This window comes from Mycobacteroides immunogenum (assembly GCF_001605725.1).
In the GTDB taxonomy this organism is placed as follows: domain Bacteria; phylum Actinomycetota; class Actinomycetes; order Mycobacteriales; family Mycobacteriaceae; genus Mycobacterium; species Mycobacterium immunogenum.
In genome coordinates, this window is the sequence record NZ_CP011530.1 from 963,487 (window position 1) to 986,792 (window position 23,306).

Genomic DNA, 23,306 nt, shown 5'->3' on the forward strand with positions numbered 1-23,306 from the left:
CGCAGAGATTCTCGTTACTAGGGGTCACCTTACGATCCATCACAATCCATGAGCGGTCAAAGCTCATGGAATTGTAAATCGCCTGCTCAATCGCGCGGCCGGTGTTTCCCATTTTTAGTTCGTATGCTGACAGGACGCCGCTATTTGTCAATGTGGAGATATCTACGTGACGTCCATTCCATGCAAGCTCGTGTACGACGACTGAATCATGTCGAACTCTGCTGGATGCCATTAGAAATCGTACCAATGGTACCTCCAGCGTGCGCTCTCCAGTCATCAGCGGCACGATTGATGATGTCACGCTCCCCCCTGATTGCTAAATATCTCCGCCGATGACAATTTTCGATCACAATAGAAGTGGACAATCGCGAGAATTGCTCCCATTATAAATCCTAAGCTCACCAAAGAGATCCCGATGTAAAGTATGAAAGCTTGCTTCGATATATTCATAAAATAGGCTGTCGTTGCTGCCGCCCCCGTAATATAGGACAACATGGCCCAGGGTGCGATGCCTGCAAATATCAGCATCATCGTGAGCCATTTTTTAAGATTGGTGCGATACTCCAGCGCGGTTTGAAATTCAGTGACGCATGTTCTCAATTGTTCAGGATCGGACAGGCTTCTAGCTGGGTTAAATGGAGAATCCGCTTCGCCCAACATGCGAATTGCCTCATCCCGAAGGATTTCGATCTTATGATTCGCCAACTCTCCAAGTGCTGCCGCGCATAAGTTGCTCCGAGTATGCCATTTCTCATGTAGATCTCCGCGCAGCGAGGAAGCCTTGAATAGAATGGCAATCGCAGGAAATATTACGGCGGCACTCACGCCCGCTACAGCGAGGTTATCCATAGTGGTATTAGTCGGTCAGAACATCCTCGCGGATTAGTGACTTTTCAGTGAAGGTGTCGTAGCGTTCATACACGTAGCGAACAAGTTGTCGAAGAGGGATTGATGCGAATTGAGACTTGAATTTGGATAGATCATCCCTCTGGTCGCGCGTCAGCGCGTTCTCGAGTTTTTCATAATATCGCCAACCCAGCGTCGTTAGTTTAAAGTCACGTGTGGTGTAGGGGTCAATGTCTGCGCTGTCGTATATAGCGTTTCCTTTTTCCCAGGAATCTTCACCTGATTTGGAATCTCTTGCCGAATCCACTAAAAGGCCGGCCGCTTCCAGCATATCCACTGCTCTGTACACCTTGGCGGAGAAAGGTCCGTAATTGTATGGCTTAAAATCGGCGGATTCTGTCATCCAGCTGTCTGCCGACGTTTCTCTTTCGAGTAGAAATATCAATTTCTCTAACCGCGTAATTCCTTGAATCTCGCCATTAAGCTGAGGGGAGCTTGGCGCTCCGAGCAGTAAGACAATGGCGTCATCGACCTCTAGATCGCCAGTAGAAATATTAGTCACGGCTGCCGCCTCCGATTGATAGAAATAGAATACATAGAATGTCAGCTCGGTCGGAGTAATTGATCGAAACATAGCATAGGCAGAGTGTCTGTTAGGGAGCTTACTCGCAGTCCAGGCTTGTTTTTAGGGCGTTGGATATCCCGTGCATCGTTCGGACGCCTTGGGCGCCACCAGCTCAGTCTCGCAGCCTTGGCGTTGAGTGTCTCACTGACCTCCGACAAGCTTTGGGGTTACTTGCTAGACCAGACACGTGCGGAGTATCGAGCTCGGCACTAGTCCTTCCAGACCGTCGCCACCGACCAGACGGCGTGGGTGACCTCCAGCAGATCGCCGGTCTCGGTCTGAACCACCGTGGGCAGCTTGATCTCCAGCCCCAGTAGCCGTCGCCCCTCGCCGTCGACCGTGGGGATGGTCACCGCCGTGCGGTGGTCGCGGTACACACTCGACTCGGCCCGTTTGTGGTCGGCGTCGCCTACCGGCGCGTAGACCCGGGACAGCATCCATGGCGCCTTGGCGATCCGGCCGTCAACCGAAAGTTGCACGGGCTCATGGGCATTGACGACCAGCTGGACGGTGTGCCCAAGCGGGTCGCACTGGTCCAACTTGTTCTTGTCGCAGTACTGGTAGGGCGCGGCATGGATCACGGAGCCATGGGTGAACGCACTGATCTCTGGCCGTTCCGCGGGGCCTTCGCGATGCTCGCGCAGCTGCCAGGCGATGAACCCGACCATGCCGGCAGCCGTCAGCACCAGGACAACGGCCAGTGCCGCCAGTTTCGCTTTCACGCGTGTACCTTGCCACCTTCTTGTTCGGCCATCACCGGGCGGTTACCGCCCAGGCCCGGAACCAGGGAAGCGCCGCGGAAGCTGGCCAGCGTCTGCGCCAAGCCGAGAATGAGCACGGCCGAGATCACTGTGAACCCGACCCACAGGTCGGTGTAGATCATCACGCCGATCGCGCCGCCGAGCACCCAGGACAGCTGCAGCAGCGCCTCGGATCGCCCGAACGCCGAGGCGCGGGATTCCTCGGGCAGATCGTCCTGTAGCGAGGCGTCCAGGGAGGCCTTCGCGATCGCGCTGACCGCCGACGTCACCAGGGTTGCGAACACCACCACCGCCAGGACGCCGGCGATCGCCGCTGCCAGCGCCACCACCGTCACCGCGCTGGCGCAACGGACCACCAGCAGGGCAGGCCGCCCGAGCTTGAGCCTGGCGCTGGTGGCGTTGCCCGCGAAGTTGCCGATGCCGGCGGCAGCACCCACCATGCCCAGCATCGCGAGCTGTTGGAAGCCGTGCGCATCATGGGATTTGGCCACGAATGCCGGGTACAAGGTGAGGAATCCGACCATCACCTTGATGGTGCTGTTGCCCCACAGCGAGGTGATGATGTTGCGGCCCAGCGGCTGCCGTACCTTCTCTTGCTGCTTGTGCGAGCGCCGCAACAGGATCGTCGGGTGCTCGCCGTCGTCGCCGTGATAGCCGAAGGTGGTGGGCACCTCACCGGCGGTCACCTCCACCCACTTCGGGATGCGCATGGATGCCCAGGCGCCCACCGCGGTGACCGCGATGACCACAAAAAGTGCTCCCGGCAAATGCAATAGCCGAGTGAATGCGAGTTCACAGCCGGCAGCGATGGCACCGCCGACAATGGTGCCGCCGACCAGGCCGAAGGTGGTGAGCCGTGAGTTGACCCGCACCAGGTCGATGGTCGGGGGCAGCACACGTGGCGTCACGGCGCCGCGTAGCACGCCGAAGGACTTGGACAGCACCAGCATTGACAGCGCACACGGGTACAACACCCAGGGCGGGAAGCTGCCGGTGGCGCCGTCGTAGTTGGCGATCATAATCACGGCTAACAAGGTGCGCAGTCCAAAGGAAGCGGCCAGTGCGGCCCTGCGCCCGTGCTGCAGGCGGTCCAGTGCCGGTCCGATGAGCGGGGCGATCACGGCGAACGGCGCGATCGTGATGAGCAGATACAGCGCCACCTTGCTCTTGGATTCCGCGGTGGCAGCGGCGAAGAAGAGGGTGTTGGCCAGGGCCACCGCCATGGCGGCGTCCACCGCGAAGTTGGCCATGACCGGATAGGTGAGGGCGGTCAGGCCCGACTTGTCGGCACCGTCGGCGGTCGCGGCCTTCTGGAACAGCCCGTACATCCGGGAGCCCATCTCGCGGCTGCGCATCGCGGCAACCCGGGTGACCGTCAGCTTTTGTGGATTGTCCGGCTCGGGCGGCGGCTCCCGCCGCACGCGCTCACGGCGCTCCTCGCCCAGTGGGGGTAGATAGCGGTTCGACGAGCCGGTCGGATAGTTGGCCATACCGGGGTGCGAATTGGCGTCGCGCGGATCCTGGCCGCGGCGGCGAGACGAGGAGTCGCTACTGCTGTGGCGGTTCCCGAACCGCGCGTAGTCGTCCCGCACGCATCGATTGTCCCTCACGGTGAGAAGATGGTCAGCGATGGACATCACTATCTCCGGCCGCGACGCCCTGTACACCTGTATTGATCAGGCTCGTACGGCCATTGTCGAGTTCAGTGGGGAGACCGTGGGCAAGTACCTCGGGGCCTCCTCCGAGTGCAGCGATCTGCACGCGCTGACCCACCGTTTCGAGGCCGACCTGCCGGGATACCGCGGGTGGCATTGGGAGGTGGTGATGGCGGCGGCACCGGGTGCCACCGTTGCGACCGTCAGCGAAGTGGTGCTCGTGCCCGGCACCGAGGCGTTACGGGCGCCGAACTGGATTCCGTGGGAGGAGCGGATTCGCCCGGGCGATTTGGGCCCCGGCGATCTACTCGCGCCGCCGCCCAATGACCCCCGGCTGGTGCCCGGATACACCGACAGCGGAGATCCAGAGGTCACCGAGACCGCGGGCGAGATCGGGCTGGGCCGTAAGCAGGTGCTGAGCCTGACCGGACGCGTCGATGCCGCACAACGCTGGTTCGACGGCGACTGGGGACCCGACACGGAGATGGCGCGCGCCACCCGCCGGGTGTGCCGGTCCTGTGGTTTTTACCTGCCGCTGGCCGGATCATTGGGCGTCGCGTTTGGGGTGTGCGCCAACTCGATGTCGGCCGACGGCCGCGTCGTGCACATCGAATACGGCTGCGGCGCGCATTCCGATACGCCGCAGCCAGTCAACTCCGCGATGCCGTTGTACGAGCCGTTCGACGACGGCGTCCTCGATCTCGCGGACTGAGCCGCAACGAGTGCGAGCCTCACGCGGAAAACCGGATGGAAATCCACGTGAGGCTCGCGGGGCTTAGACGCCTTCCGCGGCGTCCTTGATCTTGGACAGCGAAGTGCGCATGCCTTCGAGTAGAACCTCATCGAACACCTCGGTGCCGCCGAACATCAGGTTCTGCAGGTTGGTGGAGATGGCCGATCGTTTCTCGCCCAGCACGCGGCGCTCGGTGACCCGGGTACCGCCCGCGGCGGTGGGCTCGAGGTCGTAGCTCCACTCGCTCAGGTTGTCCTTGACGTGCCATGCCAGGCGCTTGTTGGGCTCGACGGCCGTCAGCACGGCACGGGTGGGCCAGACCTTCCAGCCCTTGCGGTTGTAGTTGATGACGTTGGTGCCGGCCTGCACGGGGCCGCGCACGAACATCTTGCGCGTCTGCGGGCTCCATCGCGGCATGTTGTCCAGGTCGGAGAGCAGACCCCACACCTTTTCCACGGGCGCATTGATCTCGACGGCGGCTTCCAGTAGGGACGCGTTGGGCATGAGATAGCTCCTCTTTTTCCGGGTGTTGTGGGTTTGGTTCGGCTACAGGCCGGTTTGCGCGCCGCGCGAACCGCGCCGTGCGGCCCGCACCTGTAACAGCACGATGGTGGTGCCCAGCGCACCGGTACCCAGGCCGGCAAGGGTGACGGGCCGCCAGCTTTCACACGCGGGGACGGTGAAGGCCAGGATGTTGGCAATCAGCCACAGCACGGTGCCTGCGACGACGACCGGCCACGGATTGAGCAGTGCGGCCGGCAGCGGGGGCGGTTGAGGCGCGGGAGTATCCACTAGATGCGGAGCATACGCGGGCGACGACACCGGACGGCCGCTTAGTCGGCTCAGTCCCTGTGAAAGCCCTGGACGTGCCGTAAGGTTTGGGCCGTGAGCGACCCAGATGCCCGGTTGGCCAGCGATCTGTCGCTTGTTGTGATCAGACTGGCCCGGCATCTGCGATTCCGTCGTGCCGATTCCCCCGTGTCCCTGACGCAGTTGTCGGCGCTGGCGACATTGCTGAACGAGGGGGCCATGACGCCGGGCGCGCTGGCCGCCCGCGAGCGCGTGCAGCCGCCGTCGATGACGCGGGTGATTGCCTCCTTGGCCGAACTCGGGCTGGTGGAGCGTTCGGCTCATCCGACGGACGGGCGCCAGGTGGTCGTCTCGCTGTCCGAGGCCGGAGCCGACATCGTGCAGGCCGACCGCAGCGCCCGCGAGGAATGGCTGCGAGAGCACCTCGCCGATTTCACACCGGACCAACGGGCGATCCTGCGGCAGGCAACCGACCTGTTGTCGGCACTGGTCAATGAAAACGGTTAGCTGACAATCTCGTTAGTCTCTAAAATGACTTCCCGTGGCTGACCGCGGCGGGATCTTCGTATCGCTGCGCACACGTAACTACCGGCTGTGGATCAGCGGCCAGATGGTGTCGCTCGTCGGTACCTGGATGCAGCGGGTGGCGCAGGACTGGCTGGTGCTGGATCTGTCGCACGGCAACGCTTTCCTGCTCGGCGTGGTGATGGCCCTGCAATTCGGGCCGACGCTGTTTCTTTCGGTGTGGGGCGGGATGCTGGCCGACCGCTACGACAAGCGCCGGATGCTCATGCTTACCCAGGCGCTGATGGCGATGTTCGCATTGACCGTGGGTCTGCTACAGGTCACCGGACTGGTGCGGATCTGGCACGTGATGGCGGTGGCCTTCGCGATGGGATGCGCGGCGGCGATCGAGGGGCCCACCCGCCAGTCGTTCACCATCGAGATGGTGGGTCCGGAGCATCTGCCCAACGCTGTCGGGCTCAATTCCATGGTGTTCAACCTCGCCGGCATCATTGGGCCTGCCATCTCCGGTGTGCTGATCGGGCTGGTCGGCACGGGTTGGGTGTTCCTGCTGAACTTCGTGAGCTTCGTGGGCGTGGGCATCGCGCTGTGGCGGATGCGCCCGGACGAGCTGTATTCGAGTGATCCCGTACCTGCGGCCAAGGGGCAACTGCGCCAAGGTTTCTCATATGTCTGGCATCGGCGTGACCTGTTCATGGTCATGTTGACGGTGTTCTTGGTCTCGACGTTCGGGCTGAATTTCTCGCTGACGCTCGCGGTGCTGGCGAGGCAGACGTTCGGTCGCGGCGCGGAGTCCTATGGTCTGCTGTCGACGGCGCTGGCGATCGGCACGCTGCTTGGCGCAACCCTCGCGGCGCGTCGTACCAAGCGAGTTCGTATGACGTTGTTCTATAGCGCGGCAGTGGCTTTCGGGGTATCCGAGGCGATTGTCAGTGCGATGCCCACCTATCTGACCGTCGCCGCCGCGCTTGTCCCGGCAGGTCTGCTGGCGCTGACGTTCACCACGTCGGCGATGAATATCATTCAGTTGTCCGTGGATTCGCAGCTGCGGGGAAGGGTGATGGGCATCTACATGGTGGCATTCCTGGGCGGCACTCCGCTGGGTAGCCCGTTGGTGGGTTGGTTGGCGAATCTTCACGGCGGGCGCATGCCGCTGCTGATCGGCGGACTTGTCTCGGTGGGCGCTGGATTGGCCTGCGCGGCATATCTGCGGCGGCACCCGTGTCCGGTAGTCGCCGCGGGGATTTCACAGGAGGATGATTCGTTGACCGGTCCGGTTTCTCCCGCTCCCGCCGCAACCCCGGTGTGTGAACCTACCCCGCTGGGGAGGCGGACCTAGATGTTGGTCATTGACGTGGACAACCCGGCCGATCCGCGCTTGGACAGCTTCCGCGACCTCAACAGTGTTGACCGCCGGCCCGATCTACCCAGCGGCAAGGGTCTGGTGATCGCCGAAGGTGTGCTGGTTGTGCAGCGCATGCTGGCCTCGCGCTTCGCGCCGCTCGCCCTGCTGGGTACCGACCGTCGATTGGCGGAGCTGGCAGATGATCTCGAATCAGTGGAGGTGCCGTACTACCGGGCCAGCGCCGAGGTGATGGCGGAAGTCGTCGGCTTTCACCTCAATCGTGGAGTGCTCGCGGCGTCGCGTCGCCCCGAGGAGTTGTCGGCGGTCACGTTGATGCAGAACGCGCGCACCGTGGCGGTGCTCGAGGGCGTCAACGATCACGAGAACTTGGGTTCGATCTTCCGCAACGCCGCAGGCATGGGGGTGGATGCCGTGCTTTTCGGTAGCGGATGCGCCGACCCGCTGTATCGCAGGGCTGTGCGGGTATCGATGGGCCACGCGCTGCTGGTGCCGTTCGCACGTCTTCCGGAGTGGCCAAAGTCGTTGTACCGGCTGCGCGACAACGGATTCCGGTTGCTGGCGATGACTCCCGCCGGTGACTCGAGGGCGCTGGCCGACGCAATCCCGGCACTGCGGGACGAAAAAGTGGCGCTGATGGTGGGCGCCGAGGGGCCAGGACTGACCGATGTCGCCCTGCGCGCCAGCGATCTGCGGGTGCGGATCCCCATGGCCAACGGCACCGACTCGTTGAACGTCGCGACTGCCGCGGCGCTGGCGTTCTATGAGCGCGCTAGGCTCGCGCCATGACCGACTCCGATACCCCGTGGGTGGAGGGCATCATCACGGCCGTATGCGTGGCAGTGGTGGTCGCGGTCGGTGTGGTGGTACTGAGCCTGGGGTTGGCGCATGTGCATCCGATGTGGGCGATTCTGCTGAACATCGTTGCCGTGGGCGGTCTTTCGCCAACACTGTGGAGTTGGAGAAATCGGCCGGTACTGCGCTGGTTTGTGCTGGGTGTCGCGATCGGTGTGGCCGGCGGGTGGATTGCCGCCGTGGTGACCGCGCTGATCACCTAGAGCCGGGCGCGGTTAATTCTGGCCGCTGGAACGAACGCCCAGCAGCACGTCTTCCCACGTTGGCACCGTCGGCTTGCTGCGTCGTCCGCGGCGAGGTGCGGGTGCCTGCTGGGTCTCGGTGTGCTCCTGTGCCACCACCTCGGGTTCCTGCTCCGGTTCGGGCAGTGGGGCGGGTCGTTCGGCGAACAGCTCGGGTTCAGGCTCGGGGAGTGGCGCCACGACCGCGACAGGGCGCAGGCTGCGGGTGAATGTCGGGTCGATGAGTTCGCGTGCGGAATCATCGAGCGCGGCTACCGTGCCGCCATGGGCTCCGGGCGTGTATCGGAAGTGCGCCTTGTTATCGGACCGTCCGGCACGCCACTGCAGTTGCACGGTCCAGCGGCCATCCTCGACCTTCCAGGCATCCCATTCGATGGCATCAGGGTCACCGCCGCGCGCGAACATCGCGCCCGCAACGGTATCGGCGAGAGTGCTGACAGCCGGGCCGTCGTTGCGGACGGGGTGTGCCGCCGAGGCCATCTCGGCCGCGCGCTGGCGCTCCAGCAGCACCGGGTGGGCGAACCGCTCGATCCGTGAGACATCTACGCCGGCGGCGGTGGCAACTTGCTGCACGGTGGCACCGGCGCGGATGCGGGCCTGAATTTCCCGGGGTCGCAACGAGCTCTCCATTTCAATCTGGATCTGGCCTAGCCGGGACAGATCGCCGCGAGCGGCCGCACGGAGTCTGTCGTCGGCGTCGATCGCGAACTTGTCGGTGCCGTTGGCGTCCTGGCAGATCACTCGCTTGCCGTCGGCTGACAAGCCGATGACTTTCAGTTCGCGCATGCTGACCTCCTCGCCTGGACTGGATAACCCAGTTCTTGGGGACCTTAGTGCAGGTAGCTGGCAGTTCCTTAGCTGACACGCCCAGGGCTGGGCTACTTGCTTTTACGGCGGGTTCGCGCTATGTGACCCGTGTGGCAGGTGTTGTTTGCGGTCAGGGGCATGTGACGTCGACCTGGAACGGTTTAATCACGTCGTCCTTTCCCTGGCTATCGCTTCCCCGCACGCTGCCCTTGACGGTGTAGTGCTTACCGTCCTTGGTCAGGGTGGCGCTCTCGCCATCTTTCTTGAGTAGGTCGTAGTACATGAATGTGAGGCCGTTGACCTCCCCCAGGTTGACGGTCTCGATTGCGGGTGGGTCTCCCGTGAGGGTCAGCCCGCGAGCATCGGGGTCTTTGGCGACGCTGATGAACGTCCGTTGCTCATATGTGTCGCATTTGACGGGGGCCCCGGCAACCACAGGCAGAGCGCCGAGCGTCATCGTCGCGGTGCCACCTTCCGGCGTGCTGGACTGTCCCGGCTTGGCCGGGCTGGTGGCGACATAGGTGGGGGGATCGGCGATCTTCGTGATCCGCGTGCTGGTGGCGCAGCCGGACTGGGTGGCAGCCAACATGGCCACGCCGCCGACGACGGCCCATACTCGTTTCATTTTGCCCCCCTTGTTGTTCCGATACAGACTAGCCGGGCAACACGACGGTGCTGCCCGGCTAGATCGCGATTTCTTGCCGCTATGGGCAGGTCACCTCGATTTCGAATGGCTTGTTGGAAGGCTGCGTCGGGTTGGCCATGTCCACAGCGATGGCGGTGCCTTCGATGTGGTACGTCTTGCCATCCTTGGTCGCCTTGGCGCTGGCGCCCGGGGTGCCCTCGGAGAATGCCAACGACTGTCCGTTGAGGCTGCCGAGGCCCGCGGACTTCACTGTCGGAGAATCGCCTTCCGTCACCACCGCACCGAAGCCTTGAGCTCCGCTGCCGATGACGATGTTGACGTTGCCGTTCGAGGACTGGCAGACGACCGCGCCTTCGATCTTCTGTTCCTTGCCGTCGATGCTGACCTTGGCGGTGCTGTTGGTCGCTACCGCGCCGGCGCCGTTGCTCACGGTGGTGCCCTTGGCCTCGGACTTGTCCTTATCGCTCGAACAGCCGACCAGACCTGCGGCGACAATCGCCGCGCCGCCAATGGCGACCACAAGCCCACGCTTCATAGCGTTCTCCTTATATGTGATGGGGGTGGAGCCGAACAGGACAAAGTATGGGACGGTAACGGGCCGCGGTCCGCAGAACGCGGGTATACCTACGTACCCAGATTTGATAGGTAGATGCCGGCGGACAGCACGATCACCGCGACCATCGTCACGGTCGTCAGCGCGATGACCTTGCCGTCCTGCGCCCACTTGCCACGCGCCAGCGAGTGGTGGCGGGCCGTGCTGATCGCGACGAGTCCCAGCACGACGGCGGCGGCGATCAATGAGGCGCCGGTGGTGTGTTTATGGATGAGTGCGTGGGTCATGAGCACCGCGGCTGTTCCGGCGGCCGTCAGCCCGGTACGACGCCAGGCCAGCGCCGTGCGTTCGACCGCATAGGTGTCGTGGGGTCTCATCGGTAGAAGACCGCGATGGAGGCCAGAACCGCCACCAGTCCGATGCTGATCGCGAGCAGGGGGACCAGCAGGGTGCCCTTGAGTGGCTGTGCCCGGTCCATCCGGTCCTTGACGTCGCGCCAATGTACGTACGCGCCAATCGATACCACGACAGCGAGTGCCAGACAGGAAGCCGCCAGCACGTGCCGGACACCGGCGTGGTGAAACGGCTGGACGAGGGTTTGGACCGCGACACCGCCGGCAAGCAGTCCTAGCGCGGTGCGAATCCACGACAGGAACGTGCGCTCATTGGCCAGGGTGAATCGATAGTCGATCTCCTGATCTTCGGGCGATTCCGTCACGTCGCCGAACTTACCGCGCACTCGGCGGAACACCGCGCCAACGGGTGTATGCCTGGGTAAACACCGCCGGGCGGAATATCCGAGTCGGTCGGGGACCTCCTGGACCGAGGGCAACCATAGATTGCCCGAACACCTAAATACTATCAAAAGCTATACGACCGTGTTTGATTTGATAGGTACTATGGCGGTGTGAAGATACTGGCTTTGGGTGGCGCGGGCGCTATGGGCGCGGTAGCCGTACGTACCGCGCTCGGCGTGCCTGGCGTCGATGAGATCGTCATTGCCGACCGTGATTTCGGTGCGGCCGAGGACCTGGCGCAACGATCGGGGAAGGGGGACATCCGGGTTCGCGCTGTCAGGGTTGATGTGACCGACCAGGCGATGCTGCGGACAGCACTTGAATCAGTCGATCTCGTGCTGAACACCGTTGGTCCCTACTTTCGTTTCGGATTGACGGTGCTCCGTGCGGCGATCGAGACGCGAACGCACTACCTCGACATCTGTGATGACTGGGAGCCCACCCTGCAGATGCTCGGCCTGGATGCGGCGGCGCGTGAGCAGGGTGTCTGTGCGGTGATCGGTATGGGTGCCAGTCCGGGAATCAGTAACCTACTCGCCGCCACCGCCGCGGCGGAACTTGATGCGGTACAAGATGTCTACACCGCATGGCCGGTGGATGTCGGCGGCAGCGGTCAAGACACTGAAGGGAAGTCTCAACTGTTGGGTCCCGATGGGCGCCCGTCCGCTGCGGCAGTGCATTGGATGGAACAGGCCAGCGGCACGATCACCGGGGTCAGTGGTGGGCAGCTTGTCAAGAGAAGTCCGCTGAGTCCGATTTCGCTGAACTTGCCGGCAGGGCACTGCGGTACGGCCTATTCGATTGGGCATCCGGAGCCGATCACGTTGCAGCGCACCCTGAAACCGGGCGGCGATGCGCTGAACCTCATGGTCATAAAGCCCTGGACGGTGGCCTATCTCGATACGCTGCGGCGTGATATGGATGCCGGGCTGCTCAGCCGGGAGCAGGCGGCGGAGGCATTCGCGGTCCCTGCCCTGCGCCGCGTGGCACGTTCCGCGTGGGTGGCGCTTCGCCTACGAGGTCCGGGAACCTTACCGCCGTTTTTCGCCGCCGTCACCGGTGAGCGCGATGGATACCGCCGTTCCGTGCTGTCCCGCCTGAATCTGGATGGACCGCAGGCGGATCCGATCAGAAGCGCATTGCGTGATATGGCTCTGATCACGGGTGTGCCACTGGCAATGGGGATGGCGCAGGTGATCGATGGGTCGGCACGCCGTCCGGGAGTTCACCCGCCCGAGGCGGTCATCGAACCCGAGCGGTTCTTTACCGATTTCGGAGTGGTGCTGGGGTGTGATCGCGGGGTCTCGCCGTATGTGATCGAGCAGGAGGCGTTGTCTTGATTCGATCGCTGCCGCACCGAACGTAGGATGATTGAACACAATTCGCATGTGGCTGCTTCGTGAGGTGATTGCTTGGACATCCAGCACGTCCTGAACTCCGGTATCTCCACCCGCAGCCTGGTGGAGAGCATGATCCGTCAGGATGCCACCATCGCCACCGGCGAGCTCTACGACGTTGCCAATATCCTCGGCATGAGCGACCAACAGGTTCGCCTGTGTATCAAACGCCTTGTCGCGGAGGGCCGTTTTACCCAGGAAGGGCGGGGCCGTAAGGCCATCCTGCGGGCCACCGGTACAACCAGGAACACGCTCGAGCCTGATCTGGAGTTCGTCCGTTTCATGTACGAGCAGGATCGTGGATTGGCCGGATGGGATGGCCGCTGGCACCTCGTCGGCTTCGCGATACCCGAGTCGGCGCGCGCGACCCGCGATGCGATGCGTGAAGAGGTGATGCGGCTGGGCGCCGCACCCATCCAGGGCGGCCTGTATGTATGCGCCAATTCCTGGGAGCCGAGGATCGGGGCGGCCGCGCAACGGTTGGGCGTGGCCGAGCATGTCACGACGTTCACCACGACCGACCTCGCACTCGGCGGCGTGTCCGGGGCGCGTGAACTGGCCGAGCGGCTGTGGCCGATCGACACGATCGCCGAACGTCATCGCCGGCTGCTGGCGGTGGCCGAAGGGGTGCTTCTCGCATTACGTACCGCATCGCGAACCGAATTGCTTACCCTGGCCATCACACTGGCGGCGGAGTTCACGGGGGCGGTCGAGCCAGATCCGCTCTTGCCTCCGCAGCTACTTCCGCAGCCGTGGATCGGCGCGGCCGCCCGGGCGGCCGTCGCGGCCTGTTGGGCAGAACTCGCGAAAACCGAGGCTGACCAACCCATCCGGCTATTCGGTTGGTACGGCGACGCCGTTCAGCAACTCATCTGAACGGATCGCTGCGCAGCGTGCGCGCCAGTCCCGCGCCGCCCAGTACGGCGCCGAGAACCGTCAGGGTGAACCAGAACCATCCCCATGATGGTGGCAGCGGGAAAAGTACAAAGACCGTCACGACGTACACGCCGATGGTCAGGCGGAGGTGCAGTACGTCGTTGAGGCTGGCAAGCGTCACAGTCGGGCCGAGCCGGCGCACGGCGAACACCTTGCCGGCGAGCACGATGAGCAGAAAAGTCAGGCCGATCAGCTGTGCCCACACTGGCGGTGCATCGGCCCACGGGGCCGTGAAGGGCACGGTCACCGCTGCGAGGAGTACCGCACCGCCCGCTTCGCAGCATGCGAGCCGACGAGTGATGCGTTGCCTACTCATCGCGGTCAGCGTACGGGTTGTGACGCGGCGTAGAGCCGCATGTTCTCCAAATAACCAGGGGCATAGAGTGATCGGGGAGAAAACACAGCAACCAGCGTCGAGCGCCAGTCTTGATCATTGTCGAGATCAGCCTTCACGATATTGTGCGAGGCATCCGGATACCGCTGCACCGTCAACTGTTGCGGCGGCAGTATTTGGCGGTAAACCCGCTCCGTCTCGTTGACATCGACGTTGAGATCATCGTCGCCCAGCGCGAGCAGCACCGGTGCCTTGACCTGCGGCAGTATGCCGGTCACATCCGACAGATAGTTCTTACGTACGAAGGTCCAGCGATCGGCCGACATCGGATCGGAATCATGTTGAGTCGCAAGGTATTGCTCGTACGTCGCATTGTCACGCAGCGGCTCTAGGGTCGCGTTGTGGCTATCCAGGGCCGCCGCCATCTCGGATTCGGACGCGCCTTGATGCGTGAGCTTGGCGCGCGTATTGAACTCGCCCTGACGCAGCCAGTTGACCGCCGCACCCACCAGAATGACAAATTGCAGATCGGGTGTATGCGCCGCTACCTCCGGTACCACCCAACCGCCCTGGCTGATACCCCACATCCCGATGCGTCGGGGGTCTATATCGGCGCGTCCGCGGGCCCACTTGATTGCTGCCTCGGCTTCGGCGGCACGATCGTGCATGCTCTGGTCCAGCCAATTGCCCGCAGCCCCATCGATTCCGGGCTTATTCCAGGACAGGGAGGCGTAGCCGGCCTTTGCGAACGATTCCCAGATCGGTTTGTAGAAGCCATCTCTGGTCGCATCGGCAGGCCCGTCTCCGTGGATGAAAACCACCAGACCGAAGGGGCCGTTGCCGTCCTTGGGCAGCGCCAGCGTCGCCCGGAGCGGCTGAACCGAGCCGGGGATGGTCAGCTGTTCTTCGCGGATGGCGAAGTCGTTGGCGTAGACAATCCAGCCACCGGTACCGAGGACAAGAGCGATCACGCATGCGGCCGCGACGAGCAGGCGCCGGGTTGTTCTACCCGGAGTGAAACTATTGAACACGGCACGAGCGTATCAGTTTTGATAGATAAGCAAGGCCGTGCTCCGGCGCCGAGCCCGTTCAGTCGTCGGTGACCACGAGCGTGACGTCGATGTTCCCGCGCGTTGCGTTGGAGTACGGGCAGACCTGATGCGCCTTCTCGGTCAGCTGCTGCGCTGCGTCATGGTCAAGGTTGGGCAGGGCGACTTCGAGCTCGACGGCGAGGGCGAAGCCGCCGTTATCGGTGGGCCCCAGTGAGACTCGGGCTCCCACTGACGAGTCCGTGATGTCGGCCTTTTCCTGGCGGCCGATCATCCGCAATGCGGAATGGAAGCAGGCGGCGTAGCCGATCGCGAAGAGCTGTTCGGGGTTGGTGCCATTGCCGCTGCCGCCCATCTCCTTGGGGATGGCGAGGTCGAGGTCGAGTCGGCCATCGGAGGTGCGGCCCTTGCCGTCTCGGCCTTCCCCGGTGACCAATGCCTCGGCGGTGTAGAGAGTGCTCACGCGGATTCCTTTCGTAGTGATGCCTGTAGGGCATCGGTGAGTTGACGGACTGCGTCGCGCAGGTCCGTGGCCTCTCGCTCGGCGATGCCGGTGGCGAGGGCGAGCTTTTCGGGAATGCATTGAGCTTTCTGCTCCAGGCGCCGCCCGTCCGGGGTAAGCGTGACCTCGACCAGGCGCTCGTCGGAGGCGGATCGTTCGCGCCGGATGAGTCCGTTGGTCTCCAATCGCTTCAGCAGCGGGGAGAGGGTGCCGGAGTCCAGGTGTAGTCGCTCGCCGAGTCTGCCGACGGTGGCGCGGTCCTCTTCCCATAGCGCCAAGAGGACTAGGTACTGGGGATAGGTCAGGTTCAGTTCGGTCAGGATCGGGCGGTACACCGCGGTCATCGCACGCGACGCCGAGTACAGGGCGAAGCACAACTGATGGTCCAGTCCGGGCGCGGTCATGATGATACGGTAGCTCACAATTCAATTGTGCACAACTAATTTGCGAATCTGACACACTTTCGTTCACAGGTAACTCACAGTGGCGACCCAGTGACAACAGAGCCGCGCCGACCATTGTGATTCTCGTGACCAGTGTGATGCAGCCGATCGACACCCCGACGGCACCGACCGCAATCCGCGCGACGACCCTCGACATCGTGATCCCCGTGTACAACGAGGAGCACGACCTGGAGCCGTGTGTACGGCGGCTGCACGCATTCCTGGCCAATGAGGTTCCTTACTCGGCGCGCATCACCATCGCCGACAACGCCAGCACCGACGGCACGCTGGCGATCGCGCATAGGTTGTCCAGCGAGCTCGATGGAGTCGATGTGCTGCACCTGGAGGAGAAGGGGCGCGGACGGGCACTGGCTGCGGCGTGGCTGTCCTCGGACGCCGAGGTGGTGGCCTACTGCGATGTGGACCTGTCCACCGACCTCAACGCGCTGATGCCGCTCGTCGCACCACTGATCTCCGGACACTCGGATGTCGCCTACGGCTCACGGCTCAACCGAAACTCCCGGGTGGTACGCGGCCCCAAGCGGGAGTTCATCTCGCGGACGTACAACCTGATTCTGCATGCCTCGCTGCAGGTCCGGTTCTCCGATGCGCAGTGCGGGTTCAAGGCCATTCGTACCGACGTGGCGCGTCAGCTGCTGCCGCTGGTCGAGGACAAGGAATGGTTCTTCGACACCGAACTGCTGGTGCTTGCCGAGCGGGTCGGCCTGCGGATTCATGAGGTGCCGGTCGACTGGGTGGATGACCCCGACAGCCGGGTCGACATCGTCGACACCGTGCGCAAGGACCTGCTGGGCATCTGGCGGTTAGGCCGGGCATTGATGCTCGGCACACTGCCGCTGGAGGAGCTCCGGCACAGCCTGGGCCGCGAGCCGCTCGTGGAGGGCGTGCCGCCGGGCATGGTCGGCCAGCTGGTGCGGTTCGGAATCATCGGTGTGGCAAGCACATTGGCTTACGCGATGCTGTTCCTGGTGCTACATGGCATGGTTGGCGATCAGGTGGCCAACTTCCTGGCGCTGTTGATCACCGCCGTGCTCAACACCTCGGCCAACCGGTTCTTCACCTTCGGGGTGCGGGGGCGGCGCAATGTCGCCAAGCACCAGTTCCAGGGGCTCGTCATCTTCGGCATAGGGCTGGCACTCACCAGCGGGTCGCTCGTCGCGATGCACCACCTGGTGCCCGACGCGTCGAAACACCTGCTGCTGATTGTGCTGACCGTGGCCAATCTCGTTGCCACCTTGATCCGATTTATCGGACTGCGCTGGGTATTCCGAAGCTCGCATAGCCGATGAGTACCTCCCCGACGGCTCGCGGGTTCGCCCGCGAGCCGCTTTCGGTCACCCTGCTGCTGGTCGGCACGGCCGTGGCCTACCTGATCAACCTGAGCTCCAACGGGTGGGCCAACTCGTTCTATTCGGCTGCGGTACAAGCAGGTTCGGTGTCTTGGAAGGCCGGTTTCTTCGGATCTTCCGACGCTGCCAACTCAATCACCGTAGACAAACCGCCCGCCTCGCTCTGGCTCATGGAACTGTCCGTGCGCGTATTCGGGCTGAGCAGCTGGAGCATCCTGGTGCCGCAGGTGCTGCTGGGCGTGGCATCCGTCGGCCTGCTGTATGTGACCGTTCGTCGATACTTCGGTCACGGCGCGGCTCTGCTGGCCGGGCTGGTGCTGGCCGTTACGCCGGTGGCAGTGTTGATGTTCCGATTCAACAACCCTGATGCCCTACTGGTGTTCCTGATGATCGCCGCCGTATGGGCGATGATGCGCGGCATCGAAGACGGGCGCACGCGATGGCTGCTGCTGGTCGGGGTGTTCGTCGGATTGGGGTTCCTGACCAAACAGCTACAGGTCCTGCTGGTCATCCCGCCCATTGCCGTCACGTACGCGATTGCCGGGCCCGTGCGCATCGGGAAACGGCTGGCTCAGCTGGCCGCATCGGCTGCGGCAGCGGTGGTTTCGGCGGGATGGTGGATCATCGCGGTCGAGTTGTGGCCGCCGGGTTCGCGGCCGTGGATCGGCGGATCTCCCGACAACTCGATTCTCGAGCTCACCCTGGGCTACAACGGCTTGGGCCGCATCAACGGGAACGAGACGGGAAGCGCCTCGGGTCCTCGCGAGGGGATGTACGGCTTCGGGGGGCACTTCGGGAGCGAACCCGGAATCGGCAGGCTGTTCCAGCCCGCGCTCGGCGGACAGATCGCCTGGCTGCTGCCTACCGCGCTGCTGCTGGCGGTTCTGGGGATAGTGCTGTTGCGCAAGAACTCCCGTAGTGACGCGCGGCGAGCCGTGCTCATCGTGTTCGGCGTATGGGTGCTCACCACGGGCATTGTGTTCAGCTACATGCAGGGCATCTTCCACCCCTATTATTCGATGGCACTGACCCCCGCGGTCGCCGCGCTGGTCGGTGCCGGTTCGGTACTGGGCTGGCAGGAACGTGAAAAACCTTGGGTGCGAGCTTGTCTCGCGGCTCTGCTGGTGCTCACCGCCGCGATGGCGTGGCTGCTTTTGGGGCGTTCGCCGGAATTCCAGCCGTGGCTGCGCTGGGTGATTGTGACTCTCGCCGTGCTGGGACTGATCGGTCTCGCGGTGCGTAGATACCCGAAGGCGGTGGTGGCCGCCGCGCTCATCGTGGCACTGGCAGGACCTGTCGCATACTCCGTGCAGACCATCGCCACCCCGCACAGCGGGGCGCTGCCCTCGGCCGGGCCGGAGGTGAAGGGCGACGGCTTCCCCGGCTTTCCGGATGCACAGTTCCCGGATATGCCCGAACGTAAGCATCGTCCCGAATTCGAAGCGGGATCCAAGCGCGGTGGCAGTCTGCTGGACGGTAGCGATCCCGGTCCCAATATCGTTGCCGCCCTCAACGACAACGCGGATCGCTATACCTGGGTAGCGGCGGCGATCGGCTCGAATCAGGCATCCGGATATCAGCTGGCCACTCGCCGGCCGGTGATGCCCATCGGTGGATTCAACGGAACCGATCCATCGCCCACCCTGGCGCAGTTCCAGCAGTATGTCGCCGACGGGCAGATCCACTACTTCATAGCGGGGAATCACGGCGGTGGGGGGTTCGGTGCGCCGGGCAGTGAAACCTCGAAGTCCATCCAGGACTGGGTCGAGAAGACCTTTGACAAGCAGACCATCGACGACGTCGATATCTACGATCTCACGGCGCACTAGCCCCTGACGGTCGTCGCCGAGTGTGAGTGTCAGGGCGCCAAATTCGCCGAGTGTGAACGCTAGCGTTCACACTCGGCGAGAGGGGGTGGGGCTCAGAGGCGCTCGACGACCCAGTCGACGCACTGCGTCAGCTTGGAGATGTCCTCGGGGTCGATGGCGGCGAACATGGCCACCCGCAGCTGGTTGCGGCCCAGCTTGCGGTACGGCTCGGTGTCCACCACACCGTTGGCGCGCAACACCTTGGCGACAGCGGCGGCATCCACGTCGTCGTTGAAGTCGATGGTGCCCACCACCTGCGAGCGCTGCGCCGGGTCTGCCACGAACGGGGTGGTGTACGACGTCGCCTCGGCCCAGGAGTACAGCCGCGATGCCGAATCGGCGGTGCGCTTGGTGGCCCAGTCCAGGCCGCCATTGCTCAGCAGCCAGTCGATCTGATCGGCCAGCAGCAGCAGGGTGCCGATGGCGGGGGTGTTGTACGTCTGGTTCTTGAGGCTGTTCTCCACCGCGATCGGCAGCGACAGGATGTCCGGCACCCAGCGTCCGCTGCCGCCGATCTCCGCCACCCGCTCCAGCGCGGCGGGGCTCATCAATGACAGCCACAGTCCGCCGTCGCCGGCGAAGTTCTTCTGCGGCGCGAAGTAGTACGCGTCCACCTCGGACAGATCCACCGGCAGTCCGCCGGCGCCGGAGGTGGCGTCGATGAGCACCAGTGCGTTCTCCGAACCGGCGGGACGCTGCACCGGAACCATGACACCGGTCGAGGTTTCGTTGTGGGCCCAGGCGATCACATCGGCCGAGGGATCCGAGACAGGAGCCGGAGCGCCGCCCGGATCCGCGACCACCTTGATCGGGTCACCGACGAATGGGTTCTTGGCCACGCAGGACGCGAATTTGGCGCTGAACTCGCCGAAGGTCAGATGCAGCGACTTCTCGCGGATCAGGCCGAACGCGGCCGCGTCCCAGAACAGGGTCGAGCCGCCATTGCCGAGGATCACCTCGTAGCCGTCGGGAGCGGAGAACAGCTCCTTGAGGCCCTCGCGGACGCGGCCTACGAGGTTCTTGACGGGTGCTTGCCGGTGCGAGGTACCGAAGAGGGAAGCGCCGGCCGTCACGAGCGATTGCAGCTGTTCGGGGCGCACCTTGGAGGGGCCGCAGCCAAAGCGTCCGTCGGCGGGCAGGAGGTCAGCGGGGATGGTCAATTCAGCCACGGCTACCAGCCTAAACGGTGACCTAATGAGACCTGCATCACATGAAACAAACCCCGCCGGGAACGTCACATGGGACGTTTCGTCCCAAACCTAGATAGGGCCTTCTCGCCCTGTTTACACTCGCCCAGAGCTTGTAGACTTTCAAGTAGCCCCAGAACGTAAAAGTTTGCAGGTCCGTTACCTAATCAAAGGAGATAGGCATGTCCCTCCGCGAGAAGTTGCGCGCGAAGAAGGAAGTGCGAGGCGACGCCAAGTACGTCCAGGTGCTGGAGACCCTGTCGCACGGATCGACGAACCGGAACTTCGATCCGTTCATCGACATCGACTGGGACTCGCCCGAGTACGCCGTCGTCCCCAATGACACCCGCTGGGTTCTCCCGCACCGCACCGATCCGCTCGGCCGGCACCCCTGGTACCAGTCGCAGCCGCTGGAGAAGCAGATCGAGATCGGCATGTGGCGCCAGGCCAACGTCGCCAAGGTGGGCCTGCACTTCGAGAGCATCCTGATCCGTGGCCTGATCCAGTACGCCTTCAGCGTGCCCAATGGCTCCCCGGAGTTCCGCTACCTCAACCACGAATCCATCGAAGAGTGCAACCACACCCTGATGTTCCAGGAGATGGTGAACCGCCTCGGTGTCGACGTGCCGGGCATGCCGCGTCTGCTGCGCTGGCTGTCCCCGTTCATTCCGCTGGCTTCCACCGTCGCGCCCGAGACCTTCTTCATCGGTGTGCTCGCCGGGGAAGAACCCATTGACCACACCCAGAAGAACGTGCTGCGCGAGGGTGACAATCTGCACCCGATCATGCGCCGCGTCATGGAGATCCATGTCGCCGAGGAGGCCCGGCACATCTCGTTCGCGCACGAGTACCTGCACAAGCGCGTCCCGACGATGCACTGGTTCAACCGGTTCGTGCTTTCCATCAGCACCCCGATCATCATGCGCGTGCTGATGGGCGCGATCATGACGCCGCCGCGCAGCTTCTTCAAGAAGTTCGGCATTCCGGACGATGTCCGCAAGGAGATCTTCTGGCAGAGCCCGGCCTCGCGCCAGACGATGAGCGAAGTGTTCTCCGACGTCCGGATGCTGTGCCGGGGTGTCGGCATGATGAACCCGATCGCCAAGCTGGTGTGGCGGGTGCTGCACATCGATGGTCGCGCCGCCCGCTACCGCAGTGAGCCGCAGCGCGGCCCGCTGGTGAACTACTCGGCCCCCGAGGCCGCAGTGTCTGATTCGCCCAGCGCTGTTCCCGCCTGATGCCGCACGTCGTCACCCAGGCCTGCTGTAACGAGGGTTCGTGCGTTTACGCATGCCCGGTGAACTGCATTCACCCCACGCCTGATGAGCCCGATTTCCTCAAGGCGGAGATGTTGCATATCGACGCCTCCGCTTGCGTCGATTGCGGGGCCTGCGTCGCCGCCTGCCCGGTCGATGCCATCAAGCCGGACTCGATCCTGAAGGAAGAGCAGCTGCCCTTCCTGCGGATCAACTCCGAGTTCTATCCGCGTGAAATCCCTCGTGCCAGTTTGGCTCCGGTCATTCAGGCGCCGCCCGTTCGCGGCAACGCCGCGCTGAAGGTGGCCATCGTGGGCTCCGGTCCGGCGGCTATGTACGCCGCCGACGAGCTGTTGACCCAGCCGAACGTGAAGGTCAACATGTTCGAAAGGTTGCCTGCTCCATACGGTTTGGTGCGTGCCGGGGTGGCCCCCGATCACCAGCAGACCAAGCGGGTCACCAAGTTGTTCGACACGATGGCCGAGCAGCCCAACTTTGAGTTCTTTTTGAACGTCGAGGTGGGCAAGGACGTCACCCACGAGGAACTGCTGGCGCATCACCACGCCGTGATCTACTCGGTCGGCGCCTCCTCGGACCGCCGTCTGGACATCGCGGGGATCGAGCTGCCAGGCAACGCCACTGCCACCCAGGTGGTCGCCTGGATCAACGCGCACCCCGACTACGCCGACTTCCAGGTCGATCTCGATCACGAACGTGCGGTCGTCATCGGCAACGGAAACGTGGCACTGGACGTCGCCCGGGTGCTTACCGGAGATGTCGAGCGTCTGGCACGCACCGATATTTCGGACACCGCGCTCACCGCGCTGCGCAACAGCAAGCTGCGCGAGGTGGTCATCGTCGGCCGCCGCGGTCCCGAGCATTCGGCGTTCACCCTGCCCGAGCTTCTCGGGCTGGTCGGGTTGCCCGATATGACGGTGGTCATCGACCAAGAGACCGCGGATCTGGTCGATGAGGCACTGCAGACGCATCTGGAACCGCTGGTCAGGCAGAAGCTGGAAGTGCTCAGCACTTGCCCGCGTGAGGCACGGGAGCCGGGTGGCAAGATCATCCGCTTCGCGTACAACCGCACCCCGGCGAAGGTGTTGGGCGCGGACCGCGTGGAAGGCATCGAGTTCCAGCATGGCGAGGCCACCGACACCATCAAGGCGGGCCTGTTCCTGACCTCGATCGGTTATCGCGGCGTCCCGATGCCGGATGTGCCGTTCGACAACCAGCGTGGAACGATCCCGAACGAGCAAGGGCGCGTGACGGATTCATCCACCGGTAAGGCCTTTCCCGGTACCTACGTGGCGGGCTGGATCAAGCGTGGCCCGACCGGGTTCATCGGGACCAACAAGTCGTGCTCGCAGCAGACCGTCACCTCGCTGGTGGAGGACTACAACAATGGGCTGCTCGCCGATCCGGCGCAAAGGCTGTCGGGCCTGTCCAAGCTGATTCAGCGGCGCCAGCCGACGATCATCGATCACGAGGGCTGGCTGGCCATCGACCGTGCGGAAATCGCGCGCGGTCAGGGTGAGGGCCGTCCGCGTGACAAGTTCGTCTCGGTGTCGGAGATGCTGCGTGTTGCCGCGAATGTCCCGCAACCACCGTTGTGGCGCAAGGCGATTCGCGGTTCGGTGCTGGAGGACCTGCTGCGGTAGCGGCCTACTGGCCGCCCGCGGCGTCCCCAGCCCACCACAAAGCTCGACACGCCGTGTTTCGCGTGCGCGTCTCGGCGTTTGCATC

Annotated in this window: 27 protein-coding genes; 11 read left to right on the plus strand and 16 right to left on the minus strand. The window is 63.7% G+C overall.

What is annotated here, in order from left to right:
• Positions 1 to 297: 297 nt before the first annotated feature.
• The 4 genes from ABG82_RS04860 to ABG82_RS04875 all read right to left on the minus strand — a co-directional run bounded on the left by ABG82_RS04860 (position 298) and on the right by ABG82_RS04875 (position 3,722).
• A complete protein-coding gene (locus ABG82_RS04860) occupies positions 298 to 825 on the minus strand; it encodes a hypothetical protein (protein ID WP_131676279.1) in 528 nt (175 codons plus the stop codon).
• A gap of 31 nt (positions 826 to 856) precedes the next feature.
• On the minus strand, positions 857 to 1,408 hold the full coding sequence (locus ABG82_RS04865) for a hypothetical protein (protein WP_054173157.1): 552 nt from the start codon (positions 1,406 to 1,408) through the stop codon (positions 857 to 859).
• Positions 1,409 to 1,680: 272 nt separating this feature from the next.
• The gene (locus ABG82_RS04870; RefSeq protein ID WP_043078907.1) at positions 1,681 to 2,193 is read right to left on the minus strand and encodes a DUF2771 family protein; all 513 of its coding nucleotides are present in this window, start codon (positions 2,191 to 2,193) and stop codon (positions 1,681 to 1,683) included.
• Positions 2,190 to 3,722 (minus strand): MFS transporter, encoded by a 1,533-nt coding sequence (locus tag ABG82_RS04875; protein ID WP_043078925.1) that lies wholly within the window; start codon positions 3,720 to 3,722, stop codon positions 2,190 to 2,192. Before ABG82_RS04875 ends, ABG82_RS04870 begins: the two co-directional genes overlap by 4 nt.
• 139 nt (positions 3,723 to 3,861) lie before the next feature.
• On the opposite strand from ABG82_RS04875, the gene ABG82_RS04880 reads away from it, so the two are divergent.
• Positions 3,862 to 4,599, plus strand: a complete 738-nt coding sequence (locus tag ABG82_RS04880) for a DUF3027 domain-containing protein (protein WP_043078906.1) — start codon at positions 3,862 to 3,864, stop codon at positions 4,597 to 4,599.
• Between the two features lie 63 nt (positions 4,600 to 4,662).
• On the opposite strand, the gene ABG82_RS04885 is transcribed toward ABG82_RS04880, so the two are convergent.
• Together ABG82_RS04885 and ABG82_RS04890 are read right to left on the minus strand one after the other, a co-directional pair.
• Positions 4,663 to 5,124 carry an SRPBCC family protein gene (locus ABG82_RS04885; RefSeq protein WP_043078905.1) on the minus strand — a complete coding sequence of 154 codons (462 nt, stop codon included), beginning with the start codon at positions 5,122 to 5,124 and terminating at the stop codon, positions 4,663 to 4,665.
• A 42-nt stretch (positions 5,125 to 5,166) separates the two neighbouring features.
• The gene (locus ABG82_RS04890; RefSeq protein WP_043078904.1) at positions 5,167 to 5,412 is read right to left on the minus strand and encodes a DUF2530 domain-containing protein; all 246 of its coding nucleotides are present in this window, start codon (positions 5,410 to 5,412) and stop codon (positions 5,167 to 5,169) included.
• Positions 5,413 to 5,505: 93 nt separating this feature from the next.
• Here ABG82_RS04890 and ABG82_RS04895 point away from each other — a divergent pair, with 93 nt between their 5' ends.
• The 4 genes from ABG82_RS04895 to ABG82_RS04910 are packed head-to-tail and all read left to right on the plus strand — an operon-like array spanning position 5,506 to position 8,376.
• The gene (locus ABG82_RS04895) at positions 5,506 to 5,937 is read left to right on the plus strand and encodes an Rv0880 family HTH-type transcriptional regulator (protein ID WP_043078903.1); all 432 of its coding nucleotides are present in this window, start codon (positions 5,506 to 5,508) and stop codon (positions 5,935 to 5,937) included.
• A gap of 34 nt (positions 5,938 to 5,971) precedes the next feature.
• The gene (locus ABG82_RS04900) at positions 5,972 to 7,294 is read left to right on the plus strand and encodes an MFS transporter (RefSeq protein ID WP_043078902.1); all 1,323 of its coding nucleotides are present in this window, start codon (positions 5,972 to 5,974) and stop codon (positions 7,292 to 7,294) included.
• Positions 7,295 to 8,107: a TrmH family RNA methyltransferase gene (locus ABG82_RS04905; RefSeq protein ID WP_043078901.1), complete on the plus strand. Its 813-nt coding sequence runs from the start codon at positions 7,295 to 7,297 to the stop codon at positions 8,105 to 8,107.
• Positions 8,104 to 8,376: a DUF2537 domain-containing protein gene (locus ABG82_RS04910; protein ID WP_043078900.1), complete on the plus strand. Its 273-nt coding sequence runs from the start codon at positions 8,104 to 8,106 to the stop codon at positions 8,374 to 8,376. The genes ABG82_RS04905 and ABG82_RS04910 overlap by 4 nt, the downstream gene beginning before the upstream one ends.
• Positions 8,377 to 8,388: 12 nt before the next feature.
• Here the strand turns inward: ABG82_RS04910 and sepH are convergent, their stop codons facing one another.
• The 5 genes from sepH to ABG82_RS04935 form a co-directional block, all read right to left on the minus strand.
• On the minus strand, positions 8,389 to 9,201 hold the full coding sequence (gene sepH, locus ABG82_RS04915) for a septation protein SepH (protein ID WP_043078899.1): 813 nt from the start codon (positions 9,199 to 9,201) through the stop codon (positions 8,389 to 8,391).
• 151 nt (positions 9,202 to 9,352) lie between these two features.
• Positions 9,353 to 9,847, minus strand: a complete 495-nt coding sequence (locus ABG82_RS04920; protein WP_043078898.1) for a lipoprotein LpqH — start codon at positions 9,845 to 9,847, stop codon at positions 9,353 to 9,355.
• Between the two features lie 79 nt (positions 9,848 to 9,926).
• On the minus strand, positions 9,927 to 10,403 hold the full coding sequence (locus tag ABG82_RS04925) for a lipoprotein LpqH (RefSeq protein ID WP_043078897.1): 477 nt from the start codon (positions 10,401 to 10,403) through the stop codon (positions 9,927 to 9,929).
• Between the two features lie 89 nt (positions 10,404 to 10,492).
• Positions 10,493 to 10,798 (minus strand): DUF202 domain-containing protein, encoded by a 306-nt coding sequence (locus tag ABG82_RS04930; RefSeq protein WP_043078896.1) that lies wholly within the window; start codon positions 10,796 to 10,798, stop codon positions 10,493 to 10,495.
• On the minus strand, positions 10,795 to 11,139 hold the full coding sequence (locus ABG82_RS04935; RefSeq protein ID WP_043078924.1) for a YidH family protein: 345 nt from the start codon (positions 11,137 to 11,139) through the stop codon (positions 10,795 to 10,797). Before ABG82_RS04935 ends, ABG82_RS04930 begins: the two co-directional genes overlap by 4 nt.
• Positions 11,140 to 11,328: 189 nt before the next feature.
• Here ABG82_RS04935 and ABG82_RS04940 point away from each other — a divergent pair, with 189 nt between their 5' ends.
• Both ABG82_RS04940 and ABG82_RS04945 read left to right on the plus strand, forming a co-directional pair.
• Positions 11,329 to 12,558 carry a saccharopine dehydrogenase family protein gene (locus ABG82_RS04940; protein ID WP_043078895.1) on the plus strand — a complete coding sequence of 410 codons (1,230 nt, stop codon included), beginning with the start codon at positions 11,329 to 11,331 and terminating at the stop codon, positions 12,556 to 12,558.
• A 72-nt stretch (positions 12,559 to 12,630) separates the two neighbouring features.
• Positions 12,631 to 13,491 carry a PaaX family transcriptional regulator C-terminal domain-containing protein gene (locus ABG82_RS04945; RefSeq protein WP_043078894.1) on the plus strand — a complete coding sequence of 287 codons (861 nt, stop codon included), beginning with the start codon at positions 12,631 to 12,633 and terminating at the stop codon, positions 13,489 to 13,491.
• On the opposite strand, the gene ABG82_RS04950 is transcribed toward ABG82_RS04945, so the two are convergent.
• The 4 genes from ABG82_RS04950 to ABG82_RS04965 all read right to left on the minus strand — a co-directional run bounded on the left by ABG82_RS04950 (position 13,484) and on the right by ABG82_RS04965 (position 15,840).
• The gene (locus ABG82_RS04950; RefSeq protein ID WP_043078893.1) at positions 13,484 to 13,867 is read right to left on the minus strand and encodes a hypothetical protein; all 384 of its coding nucleotides are present in this window, start codon (positions 13,865 to 13,867) and stop codon (positions 13,484 to 13,486) included. The genes ABG82_RS04945 and ABG82_RS04950 overlap by 8 nt on opposite strands.
• A 5-nt stretch (positions 13,868 to 13,872) precedes the next feature.
• Positions 13,873 to 14,877 carry an alpha/beta hydrolase family protein gene (locus ABG82_RS04955; RefSeq protein WP_043078923.1) on the minus strand — a complete coding sequence of 335 codons (1,005 nt, stop codon included), beginning with the start codon at positions 14,875 to 14,877 and terminating at the stop codon, positions 13,873 to 13,875.
• Positions 14,878 to 14,974: 97 nt separating this feature from the next.
• Positions 14,975 to 15,397 carry an organic hydroperoxide resistance protein gene (locus ABG82_RS04960; protein WP_043078892.1) on the minus strand — a complete coding sequence of 141 codons (423 nt, stop codon included), beginning with the start codon at positions 15,395 to 15,397 and terminating at the stop codon, positions 14,975 to 14,977.
• On the minus strand, positions 15,394 to 15,840 hold the full coding sequence (locus ABG82_RS04965) for a MarR family winged helix-turn-helix transcriptional regulator (RefSeq protein WP_043078922.1): 447 nt from the start codon (positions 15,838 to 15,840) through the stop codon (positions 15,394 to 15,396). Before ABG82_RS04965 ends, ABG82_RS04960 begins: the two co-directional genes overlap by 4 nt.
• 125 nt (positions 15,841 to 15,965) lie before the next feature.
• Here ABG82_RS04965 and ABG82_RS04970 point away from each other — a divergent pair, with 125 nt between their 5' ends.
• Together ABG82_RS04970 and ABG82_RS04975 are read left to right on the plus strand one after the other, a co-directional pair.
• Positions 15,966 to 17,189: a bifunctional glycosyltransferase family 2/GtrA family protein gene (locus tag ABG82_RS04970; protein WP_078343527.1), complete on the plus strand. Its 1,224-nt coding sequence runs from the start codon at positions 15,966 to 15,968 to the stop codon at positions 17,187 to 17,189.
• A complete protein-coding gene (locus ABG82_RS04975; RefSeq protein ID WP_043078891.1) occupies positions 17,186 to 19,078 on the plus strand; it encodes a glycosyltransferase family 39 protein in 1,893 nt (630 codons plus the stop codon). Before ABG82_RS04970 ends, ABG82_RS04975 begins: the two co-directional genes overlap by 4 nt.
• A gap of 92 nt (positions 19,079 to 19,170) precedes the next feature.
• On the opposite strand, the gene serC is transcribed toward ABG82_RS04975, so the two are convergent.
• Positions 19,171 to 20,286, minus strand: coding sequence for a phosphoserine transaminase (gene serC / locus ABG82_RS04980; RefSeq protein WP_043078890.1), 1,116 nt, complete (start codon positions 20,284 to 20,286; stop codon positions 19,171 to 19,173).
• 200 nt (positions 20,287 to 20,486) lie between these two features.
• Between serC and ABG82_RS04985 the strand changes: the two genes are divergently transcribed.
• Together ABG82_RS04985 and ABG82_RS04990 are read left to right on the plus strand one after the other, a co-directional pair.
• Positions 20,487 to 21,542 (plus strand): AurF N-oxygenase family protein, encoded by a 1,056-nt coding sequence (locus tag ABG82_RS04985; RefSeq protein WP_043078889.1) that lies wholly within the window; start codon positions 20,487 to 20,489, stop codon positions 21,540 to 21,542.
• On the plus strand, positions 21,542 to 23,221 hold the full coding sequence (locus ABG82_RS04990) for an FAD-dependent oxidoreductase (protein ID WP_043078888.1): 1,680 nt from the start codon (positions 21,542 to 21,544) through the stop codon (positions 23,219 to 23,221). Before ABG82_RS04985 ends, ABG82_RS04990 begins: the two co-directional genes overlap by 1 nt.
• Positions 23,222 to 23,306 lie beyond the last annotated feature (85 nt).

Coding starts and splice junctions, on each gene's coding strand:
- sepH (WP_043078899.1), bottom strand. CDS start 9,201: ATGCGCGAACTGAAAGTCATCGGCTTGTCAGCCGACGGCAAGCGAGTG.
- ABG82_RS04925 (WP_043078897.1), bottom strand. CDS start 10,403: ATGAAGCGTGGGCTTGTGGTCGCCATTGGCGGCGCGGCGATTGTCGCC.
- ABG82_RS04990 (WP_043078888.1), top strand. CDS start 21,542: ATGCCGCACGTCGTCACCCAGGCCTGCTGTAACGAGGGTTCGTGCGTT.
- ABG82_RS04885 (WP_043078905.1), bottom strand. CDS start 5,124: ATGCCCAACGCGTCCCTACTGGAAGCCGCCGTCGAGATCAATGCGCCC.
- ABG82_RS04965 (WP_043078922.1), bottom strand. CDS start 15,840: ATGACCGCGCCCGGACTGGACCATCAGTTGTGCTTCGCCCTGTACTCG.
- ABG82_RS04880 (WP_043078906.1), top strand. CDS start 3,862: ATGGACATCACTATCTCCGGCCGCGACGCCCTGTACACCTGTATTGAT.
- ABG82_RS04910 (WP_043078900.1), top strand. CDS start 8,104: ATGACCGACTCCGATACCCCGTGGGTGGAGGGCATCATCACGGCCGTA.
- ABG82_RS04985 (WP_043078889.1), top strand. CDS start 20,487: ATGTCCCTCCGCGAGAAGTTGCGCGCGAAGAAGGAAGTGCGAGGCGAC.
- ABG82_RS04905 (WP_043078901.1), top strand. CDS start 7,295: ATGTTGGTCATTGACGTGGACAACCCGGCCGATCCGCGCTTGGACAGC.
- ABG82_RS04975 (WP_043078891.1), top strand. CDS start 17,186: ATGAGTACCTCCCCGACGGCTCGCGGGTTCGCCCGCGAGCCGCTTTCG.
- ABG82_RS04950 (WP_043078893.1), bottom strand. CDS start 13,867: ATGAGTAGGCAACGCATCACTCGTCGGCTCGCATGCTGCGAAGCGGGC.
- ABG82_RS04920 (WP_043078898.1), bottom strand. CDS start 9,847: ATGAAACGAGTATGGGCCGTCGTCGGCGGCGTGGCCATGTTGGCTGCC.
- ABG82_RS04875 (WP_043078925.1), bottom strand. CDS start 3,722: ATGGCCAACTATCCGACCGGCTCGTCGAACCGCTATCTACCCCCACTG.
- ABG82_RS04930 (WP_043078896.1), bottom strand. CDS start 10,798: ATGAGACCCCACGACACCTATGCGGTCGAACGCACGGCGCTGGCCTGG.